The following is a 285-nucleotide window of genomic DNA, read 5'->3' as shown; positions in this document are numbered from 1 at the left end:
GAGCTGCTCCCGCTGCCCGCCACGCTGCGGGCGGCGGCCGGCTGGTGGAAGTCCCACCGCGCCCCGCTCATCGCACTGGCCAAGCGGGTTCCGGCCGTCCGGGGCACCCTGCTCGGCATGGTGCCGGGCGGCACGGGCGAGGCGGGCGAACTGTCCGCCCTGTGGCTGGAGGTGCTGGAGGAGTCCGGCGCCAGTGCCGGACTGACCGACCCCGGCCTGCCCGAGGCCGAACGCTCCCCCGACGGCACCGCGGGCTGGCTGGAGCGCTTCCACGCCGCCCGCCAC

The 285-nt window shown here is 77.9% G+C and carries 1 protein-coding gene; it reads left to right on the top strand.

The window, feature by feature from the left end; translation table 11 throughout:
- Positions 1-285 (top strand): hypothetical protein (locus tag VR44_RS32225; RefSeq protein ID WP_045951172.1); only part of this gene is annotated, 285 nt, incomplete at both ends.

The organism is Streptomyces katrae (assembly GCF_000966975.1).
Classification (GTDB): Bacteria; Actinomycetota; Actinomycetes; order Streptomycetales; family Streptomycetaceae; genus Streptomyces; species Streptomyces katrae.
This window is presented reverse-complemented; position numbering and strand designations above follow the sequence as displayed.